Annotated in this window: 11 protein-coding genes and 2 pseudogenes; 6 read left to right on the top strand and 7 right to left on the bottom strand. The window is 57.3% G+C overall.

Translation table 11 applies throughout. The features are described from left to right. Positions 1 to 193: hypothetical protein (locus tag GOB85_RS19080; RefSeq protein ID WP_206752304.1), on the top strand; the 193-nt coding region annotated here is incomplete at its 5' end. 217 nt (positions 194 to 410) lie between these two features. Next, complete coding sequence (locus GOB85_RS14955; protein ID WP_173578284.1) at positions 411 to 1,283, top strand: DNA/RNA non-specific endonuclease; 873 nt, start codon at positions 411 to 413, stop codon at positions 1,281 to 1,283. A gap of 600 nt (positions 1,284 to 1,883) precedes the next feature. Here the strand turns inward: GOB85_RS14955 and GOB85_RS14950 are convergent. From GOB85_RS14950 to GOB85_RS19400, 6 genes and pseudogenes are all read right to left on the bottom strand, one after another. After that, a complete protein-coding gene (locus GOB85_RS14950) occupies positions 1,884 to 2,657 on the bottom strand; it encodes a hypothetical protein (protein ID WP_173578283.1) in 774 nt (257 codons plus the stop codon). A gap of 295 nt (positions 2,658 to 2,952) precedes the next feature. Next, entirely contained in the window at positions 2,953 to 3,348 is a 396-nt protein-coding gene (locus GOB85_RS14945; RefSeq protein ID WP_242011545.1) for a hypothetical protein, read from the bottom strand. Further along, on the bottom strand, positions 3,345 to 3,551 hold the full coding sequence (locus GOB85_RS14940; RefSeq protein WP_173578282.1) for a hypothetical protein: 207 nt from the start codon (positions 3,549 to 3,551) through the stop codon (positions 3,345 to 3,347). Before GOB85_RS14940 ends, GOB85_RS14945 begins: the two co-directional genes overlap by 4 nt. A gap of 223 nt (positions 3,552 to 3,774) precedes the next feature. Continuing rightward, positions 3,775 to 4,230: a hypothetical protein gene (locus GOB85_RS14935; protein WP_173578281.1), complete on the bottom strand. Its 456-nt coding sequence runs from the start codon at positions 4,228 to 4,230 to the stop codon at positions 3,775 to 3,777. Continuing rightward, positions 4,230 to 4,430: a hypothetical protein gene (locus GOB85_RS14930; RefSeq protein WP_173578280.1), complete on the bottom strand. Its 201-nt coding sequence runs from the start codon at positions 4,428 to 4,430 to the stop codon at positions 4,230 to 4,232. The genes GOB85_RS14935 and GOB85_RS14930 overlap by 1 nt, the downstream gene beginning before the upstream one ends. Positions 4,431 to 4,737: 307 nt before the next feature. Beyond that, positions 4,738 to 5,004 (bottom strand): annotated as a pseudogene (locus GOB85_RS19400) (HU family DNA-binding protein); the annotation flags it as partial. Positions 5,005 to 5,113: 109 nt separating this feature from the next. Here GOB85_RS19400 and GOB85_RS14920 point away from each other — a divergent pair. From GOB85_RS14920 to GOB85_RS14910, 3 genes are all read left to right on the top strand, one after another. Further along, positions 5,114 to 5,815: a hypothetical protein gene (locus GOB85_RS14920; RefSeq protein ID WP_173578278.1), complete on the top strand. Its 702-nt coding sequence runs from the start codon at positions 5,114 to 5,116 to the stop codon at positions 5,813 to 5,815. 15 nt (positions 5,816 to 5,830) lie between these two features. Then, positions 5,831 to 6,181: a hypothetical protein gene (locus GOB85_RS14915; RefSeq protein ID WP_173578277.1), complete on the top strand. Its 351-nt coding sequence runs from the start codon at positions 5,831 to 5,833 to the stop codon at positions 6,179 to 6,181. A 77-nt stretch (positions 6,182 to 6,258) separates the two neighbouring features. Continuing rightward, positions 6,259 to 6,693: a hypothetical protein gene (locus tag GOB85_RS14910; RefSeq protein WP_173578276.1), complete on the top strand. Its 435-nt coding sequence runs from the start codon at positions 6,259 to 6,261 to the stop codon at positions 6,691 to 6,693. On the opposite strand, the gene GOB85_RS14905 is transcribed toward GOB85_RS14910, so the two are convergent. Next, positions 6,666 to 6,860, bottom strand: coding sequence for a hypothetical protein (locus GOB85_RS14905; RefSeq protein WP_173578275.1), 195 nt, complete (start codon positions 6,858 to 6,860; stop codon positions 6,666 to 6,668). The two genes, GOB85_RS14910 and GOB85_RS14905, sit on opposite strands and share 28 nt — an antisense overlap. Before the next feature lie 94 nt (positions 6,861 to 6,954). Between GOB85_RS14905 and GOB85_RS14900 the strand changes: the two are divergent. Continuing rightward, a pseudogene (locus GOB85_RS14900) lies at positions 6,955 to 7,457 on the top strand (transposase); the annotation flags it as partial. Positions 7,458 to 7,477: the final 20 nt, after the last annotated feature.

The following is a 7,477-nucleotide window of genomic DNA, read 5'->3' as shown; positions in this document are numbered from 1 at the left end:
ATGCCAAATCCACGCCTCCATGAACTCCTGCCATGGCACTGGAAAACCCTTCACCACAGCAATAATACCATCAAAGCCTGATTACGCCCGCGGCTCTCTCCGGATGCTTACGAATCACGGCCGCGACGAGCCACGCAAGTCAGGTGGACGCTGGGCGCAGGCTGACCGTGAACTTGATGCACTGGGGCTTTGACCATGAGAGATGACCCGCCAATGGATTTTTTCGGAAACCAGTCACAAGCATCGCTTCGACCCCGGCCGGCAGGCCATGGATACGCGCATAGCTGCAAGGCCTGCGGAAAAGGAGCAATGTTCGGTTTCAATACGCGCTCAGGGGAGGAGTGGTATTGCCGGGAGCACCGCCATCTCGGTCGCCCGGTCCCGCCGGCTGCAATGAAACGGGGCGTCTGATGCGTAGCCTGCTTCTGGCCGCTGGTGTGGCGGTCTGCGTATCAACGCCTGCCGTCGCGCAGACGGTGTCCTGTGCGGGTCAGTTTTTCGGCGGACAACCTCCTGCCGTGGTGGACGAGACGTTGCGGATCGGCACCGTGATGCTCTGTAACCACGGGTACGCCGTCCTGGCGTCCGAGCATACGAAAGGCGCGCTCTGGGCCGCCGAGTATCTCTCGGAAGAGAACCTCGAAGTGGCGGAGCGCACCCCACGCAGCAGCAGCTTTTATCCGGATGCCCGCCTCCCCGACACCATGAGGGCCGAACTCTATGACTTCAGATCGAGCGGATACGACAGAGGCCATCTTGTTCCAAGCGGCGATGAGGCGGGCCTTTCATGGCAGGCCGAGACGTACGCACTCTCCAATATCGTGCCTCAGACCGCCGAGCTGAACCGGGGCGCCTGGGTGGGCGTGGAAAGTGCCGTGCGCGGGCTCGCGGACAGGGATGGAGAACTTTATGTTGTCACCGGTCCCGGTTATGACCCGGACAGAACTGATACCGTCGGCCCGCACCGGATTCCGGTTCCCGCTATCACGTGGAAGGCGATTTACGATCCGGTGACAGAAGGAAGCGGCGCTTACGTTTGCCTCAATACGTCGTCGCCTCAATGCCGCGTCATCACGGTCGCCCTGCTGACGCAGCTCGTGCGGATCGATCCGTTCCCGGCCGTGCCGGCAGGCGGGAAGGACCACGTCATGCAGATGCCGCCGATTGAGGCCAGCCCTTACGCGCTGGAGCACGAGGCCGGCGGAGAAAAGATGCTGCGCGAATGGGCTGCGCCGAAGGTTCGCCGGGCTCTTGCCGAGTTGGTCAGATCGCTTGGGAGATGAGCGAAATACGGGGGAGACCGCACGATGGAAGGGGCTCGCGGACGACACTCTCGTCCTTTGTGTTATTGATCTGTTCTGTGGGACCGGGCCGAGGAAGTGTCGTGCGCGCATCGAACAGCGCCTCGTGGGGGAGGAGAAAGACTATTTCCTTACGTAAGCATCTGACGGGCTTTCGGAAGAAGACACGGACCGAAAGACGTCATGATTCACTTTTTGCAGTCGCATGATGGACAGGCTTTATTACTGACAGTCGCTTTTCCATTTTGCTTCAGCAGGCTCCGTAGTTACCAGTGTTTTATTGCTTTAACCATTGGAGACAGTCCATGTCTTTGCTGTTTATGTCGTTCTTCCCGGTCTTTTTGTGTGGCGCAATCTTCTTCTCTTTGAAAAGACGGGTCTTCGAAGAGCAGCCTGCACTCCCGAGAATACTTGTCGGGGCGATGTGCGTGTTTTCCCTCATGACCATTGGAGTGATTTACCTTCAGTACACGCACGCCTGACGAAGGGTCATCCCTGGACGATGCAAATCCGCACAGGTTGGCGCTCTTCTCCGGCAGAATAAAATCGCGCCAGCGGGTCCCGTCTACGCGGGACTGGACATCACGACCGGTACCAGACCATTGATGCGGTGAGCAAAAGAACCAGCCACACAATGATGCTGCCGTGGGTCTCCCAGATGACCCCGCCTGAAAACCTGATGGGGTGATCACGTGCGCGGCCCAGAGCCGCGTCGAGATTCTGAGAACGTCTGCGCTGCGCCTTTAGATCGCGCTGCGCGGCAACCAAGGTTCGCTCCTGTTGGTCCAGGAATTCTTCCAGTGTCATCACGCTGAGATTGTCAGGTAGATTCGCCCACGGGGTCAGGGATCCGGCCTGCATCTCGCGGCCAAGGCCTTCCGCGTGAGAGCGGTCCGTGTAGTCAAATCTGATTCCGAATTGCTCGTAAAACCGGTTGCGACGCGGTTTGTTTTCGCCGTTTCCCTGATGCGCGTAGAGTTTTATCGGATTGACGTCAGCATGAGGCCACGTGGTGGCCCACTTAATGATCTCATTCATAAGGAACGATCCGATCCGGTTGCCCAGAAGGCTATCCGGTTCGAGATAGACAGCACCTCTGAAGGGCTCTGAACCTGTCAGGCAGACCCTGCCATCTTTCCCACAGTCCCGCACGTAGCACGCCGGAAACTTATATGTCTGCTTCCGATGTCCGTATGGAACTTCACCGATGATTCGGTAGCGGACAGACAGATGCGCTTTCAACACAGTGCCGCCGTCTCCATGGACCAGCGTTTCCCTGTGCTCGATCAGCAGCTTTGCAACAGGCTCGGTGGCCGGATCAAGTCGCGGGCGTACGAGAAGGATATAAGGTTCCATTTCGGAGACTTAGCAATAGTGCGGATCAGCGAACAGACGACAGGATCGGGTTCACCGCGCGATCAGGAAGGCCGCGCCCGAACAAACAAAGCCAGCTGCCGAAAACCACATGACCTTCATGAATGGGGTCCGCGCAGTGTCTGTGAAGCCCACCACATTCAGCAGGCTGAAACCGAAAAGGACCAGACAAAATTCGCAAATATAGACAAGTGTATCCGATACGTGGCCAGGTGCTACAGTCATGGTGCTCTCCATTTAGGTCAATGATCGCGTCTTCCTGCGAATACATGTTTCATCACTTCGGAATTCGATCGTATCTGACGAGCGACAATTTGGCATTTGCATAAGGTGTTTCTGACGGATTGGGATGGAATATAACGTCCGATCCGGCAGCTACGGCGAGCAATGTGCCAAAATATGGGTCGTCTTCTTCTATGATCGAATATATTTCGGCCTCATTGATATTGTCCGCAGTGTGCTTCCCCAGTTTCTCCAATATATAATTGTCAATTACCGCATGAATCATAAATGGCTGATTGCGGATAGAAAGAAGTCCCAAGAGGCTGTCCGGCGTCTCATTATCAGGTTCCGCGTCCATAACAGCATCCACGTTGTCGAGCAGAACGTGTAGGAGGACGCCGTAGATCGTTATCTCCAGTACACGTTGTTCAGTCGTCTGGTAATCAGTCATCTCGCCATACCTTTTGCAGTGATCAGTCCAGCTACAAAACAAAAGAGTCCAGCCACTCCACAGCAGAGAAATATGCCGGCTTGTGGTGAGGCTTCACCGAAGCAGAAGAGGACGGCAACCAAACTCAAAAACAGGAAAAAACTGAGAGTCATTCCGAAAAACAATGCTTTCATCATTGCGGTTATTCCTGTTCCGTCCGCCACTATCAATTCCCGCTTGGGTTCAGTTAGAAAAGAATGGCAAGAGGACAGAGAATGCCAGTAAACCGACGAAGAGAACTACAGGCAGCACATAAAGCAATATATAAGTCACCACTTGCCAAATAACGCTGGTTGTTTTTTGAAGAGGTGAGAACTTCGGTTCGTAGGCCGTGGGCATTACTAACTCCCCTTAATGGTTTTATGTGTTTTGCGGAGCGGGACATCGTTAACTTCGGGATGCGACAGATGGAGGGGCGACCCTTCTCTGCCGCAGGAAGCGCCAGGCGAATACGCTGATTCGGATGAAGAGATAGGCGGCCACAGCTATGCTGAGCAGAATGCCCCACGCACCGAGCATGGTGTAAAACCGGAAAGCCGCATGAAACTGGTCTGGGTGCATGGCCATTTGGCATAGATTGAACTGCGCTGTCGTCGCAGGGTCATGATGACGCAATGAAGAGGGTACGGTTTGCAACGGGACTTCCTTCGTCCAGCCCCGGCACGCTTGGATAAAAGTCGCCGTGCCATCTCGCAGTTGCTGAGTCACTGGCCCGGCAGGCGTCTCAATTGTCGCTGGTTTCAGGTTCGTTGTGCTGACAGGTGGTGTTGCCAGGGCGGAAGCGCATAGGAGCGGTATTGCCGCAAGCGTGAGGGCTGTCGGAAAGAAAACCTGGAGCCGCATCACATGGTGCTCCTGGGCGCGGGGTGTGTCGGAGTGAGGCCATAAGCCCACGGTGGGCTCATGTCCGACCGGCGCACGCGTTCGGTCTGCGAAAGCGTCGGCTGCATACCTGTGGCGCCAGTGTGAGCCCACCGGATGACCATGCGTTCGCCGGGCATACGTCTGCATAGCAAAGCGCGACGACGGTAATGAGATTTCATGACGTGGATCTCCTGCTTTAGCGAGGAGATCAGTGTCGGCCACCATCATGCGACCAGCGATAAGGAAAAGCATGGAAAGCACGCGTTAAACCGGGGCCGTGCTACCAGCTATCTATCAGATACTCGCTATCCTCATGATGGCAGACGTGCGATGTCTCGCTTAGGCCGTGCGCCGAGCGCGGGTCTTTTTCGCGGTAGCGGCTGCCGGATCCGCAGCGGCGGCGCTTTTGGCCGGTGATTTCGTGGATGTTTTGACCGACGCCCTGGCCGGCGCTTTCTTTGTCCTGGTCGCAGGTTTTGGTGGAGCAACACGTGCCTTCAGCACGGGAGATGCCTTGAAACGAACGGTCCGACCGGCCTCGACCTGGACCGTTTCCAGAGTGCGGGGATTCAATGCCGAGCGCGCCGGGGTGTCTTTCACCCGAAACGTGCCGAAGCCGGGCAGGGTAAAGCTTCCGGTTTTCTCCAGCTCGGAGACAAGCGCCTCGATCAGATCGTCGGCTGCCTTACTGGCCGCAACGCCGGTGCTTTCCATGCTGTCCTGCAGCACCGCTGCGATGAACGCCTTGCTCATATTGGTGTCGTATCCTCTTTCGGACGGCATTGACGCGGGTGTCGGCCGACACCTCGAAATGCCACAGAAATAGTGTTCCCGTCATCAGGGACGAGGTTTGCGGTCGCATATGACGGATGGTTCCGATCTTTCACGTGGCAGTCGCATGATTCCCGGCCACGCAGGTAGTCCCGAACAAGGAGACATTCATGCCTGTCGCCCATGCCGTTCCATGTCGTTTCGTAAAGACCACACGATGCTGACGGTTCAGCATATCCTGATGGAAGAGGGCTTCCGCACAGCGGTCCAGCTCAGACCACCCGTGACGCCGGATCGAAGTGAGGGGCTTTCCTGGATCGTCCGGGAGGGTTCCGGGCCGCTTCCCTATGAAGGGTTCTCCGGCTGGTGGGCGACGGTGGATTATCCCCGCGATGCGGATGGCCGGATCCTGCCCGGCGGAGCGGCGTTCCGGCTGCATTACGGCCGGTATCGCACCATGCGGCCGATCGTGGTCGGTGCAGTCGCATGGTGTGGGGCCGTCGGCGCGGAGCTGTGGCGGTCGGTGAAGACGCTTTTCGAGCAGGGGAAGGAGTCGGGACGGATCAGTCCGCCTCTCGACGCCCTGCCTCTGCCTCTCGATCTGGTGGCTCCTCTCGATGCGCCATGGCTTGCCACCATTATTTCGTCATTTGTGCAGGGTATGGATTACGCGCAGCTGACCCCACTGCCGCGTATCGTGCATGAACTTGCCGCCGTTCTGTTTGCTGAGGCCCCGTTTCTGGCGGGGCAGATGTATCCACCCGCGTCACGATTTCCGCTGCCGCTGTTTTGAAAAGGAGATGGCCCCTTGCGCTATATTTCCGGCTTCGCCGCCGTTCTGCTCATCGCAGCGTCTTTCTCCGCCCGCCCTGCCGAGGCCCAGTCCGTAATCGGCAGCCCGGTGACGCCGGCAGGCGGCCGTGCGGCGGGCAAGATGCCCACGACATTCGCGCCCCTTGCGCAGTCCATGGCGCAGCTGCTCGATGACGGTTTTCAGATCGTATCGCTTGCGGGTGAGGACGGCGAAATGGTGATTCTGCGCAAGTCGTTTCCGGGGCAGCCGGGAAGCAAATGGGTTCGATGCGAGCTGGCTGGTGGCGGACGGTCAAAACTGATTTACAGTCGTTCGGTCTCATCGGACTGCCGTGCGCTGAACTGATGGCTCTGATCCCCTCTGGTTCCGGTCGGGACTTCGGTTTTTAACTGTATCTGATTTGTTATAAGGACGTCTGATTTATGGCGAAGAAGCCTGCGCCGGCGATTGAGCCCGAGGACTGGTCTGACGAAGAGGCAGGTTTTCTCCCGCCACTTGAACCACCGACACCGGTGCGGGATCCGAAGGATCTGCGGCCGCACACACGCCAGCTCACTGACCTTCTGCGAGCGCGCTTCCCGAAACGATGGGTGGGCGTTGAGATTGGCACGCTGCCGCTTCGTTGCGAGGATGACCTGTTCTCGGATTTCATCAATCTTGGTGACGGCCTGGGTGTGCGTCTGGACTACGATCCCAATGAACCGGATCGGGTTCTCTGGATCAGCGCTGGCAACCGTGATTTCGGCGGCGAACCTGTCGACTTCCCCCGCGACAATGAGGCCTGCCGGGGACTGATGCTCACCGACGAGGAAACGACCGAGCTGCTCGACTACCTCGAAGAAGAAATGACCGGCTGAACATCGCGGGACTTCCTGGCATGGCGGGCGAGTTCGATGCGCCGCCATGCTTCCGCCAGCGACCCCTGCGGATCATTGCGCCCGAGACTGCCCAGCAGGGTCTCCAGCGCCGATAGCGAGAGGGTGCGGCTTGCCAGTGCCGGCGACAGGATTGCGGATCCTGCCATTACGACGTGGTTAAAAACCTGGAGGGTTCTAAAAAACTCTTTGGTTTTGATGGGTTTCCTATGATTCAATCTTTCATCTTGTGATGAAGGGTGGATGATGAAGCAGTCTGGTTTCTTTGATGTTGAAGGAGCGGCTTGCTCGGCTGAGCGGTCTTGGTGATCAACTCGAAGCGTTTGCCCGGACTGTAGGTTTTGAAGCTTTCCGCCCTGATCTGGGAAAAGCTCTGGCGTATTCAGATGGGAGAAGGCGGACGCCCGCCTTTTGATCCGGTTCTGATGTTCAGGATCCTGGTGATCCAGGCGCTGAATAGTCTCTCCGATGAACGGACGGAGTATCTGATCAATGACCACCTGTCCTTCATGCGTTTTTTCAGGCTGGGATTGTCGGATCGGGTGCCCGATGCCAAAGCGGTCTGGCTGTTTCGTGAGCGTCTGACACGGGCCAGTGCGATTGAAAGACTGTTTGATCGTTTTGACGCGATCCTGCGCGACGCAGGCTACCTTCCGATGTCCGGTCAGATCCTTGATGCCACGCCGGTGGCAGCTCCAAAGCAACGCAATACCAACGGTGAGAGAGCTGATCTGCGGGCAGGACGTGGAGGGTTCGAAAAACTCTC

This window comes from Acetobacter fallax (assembly GCF_011516735.1).
Taxonomy (GTDB): domain Bacteria; phylum Pseudomonadota; class Alphaproteobacteria; order Acetobacterales; family Acetobacteraceae; genus Acetobacter; species Acetobacter fallax.
Note: the sequence above shows the minus strand (reverse complement) of the source record. Positions and strands in the feature narration are given on the sequence as shown.

Excerpts from the sequence above, each read along its gene's own strand:
- GOB85_RS14955 (WP_173578284.1), top strand. The coding sequence starts at position 411 with ATGCGTAGCCTGCTTCTGGCCGCTGGTGTGGCGGTCTGCGTATCAACG.
- GOB85_RS14950 (WP_173578283.1), bottom strand. The coding sequence starts at position 2,657 with ATGGAACCTTATATCCTTCTCGTACGCCCGCGACTTGATCCGGCCACC.
- GOB85_RS14945 (WP_242011545.1), bottom strand. The coding sequence starts at position 3,348 with ATGACTGATTACCAGACGACTGAACAACGTGTACTGGAGATAACGATC.
- GOB85_RS14935 (WP_173578281.1), bottom strand. The coding sequence starts at position 4,230 with ATGCGGCTCCAGGTTTTCTTTCCGACAGCCCTCACGCTTGCGGCAATA.
- GOB85_RS14930 (WP_173578280.1), bottom strand. The coding sequence starts at position 4,430 with ATGAAATCTCATTACCGTCGTCGCGCTTTGCTATGCAGACGTATGCCC.
- GOB85_RS14920 (WP_173578278.1), top strand. The coding sequence starts at position 5,114 with ATGACGGATGGTTCCGATCTTTCACGTGGCAGTCGCATGATTCCCGGC.
- GOB85_RS14910 (WP_173578276.1), top strand. The coding sequence starts at position 6,259 with ATGGCGAAGAAGCCTGCGCCGGCGATTGAGCCCGAGGACTGGTCTGAC.
- GOB85_RS14905 (WP_173578275.1), bottom strand. The coding sequence starts at position 6,860 with ATGGCAGGATCCGCAATCCTGTCGCCGGCACTGGCAAGCCGCACCCTC.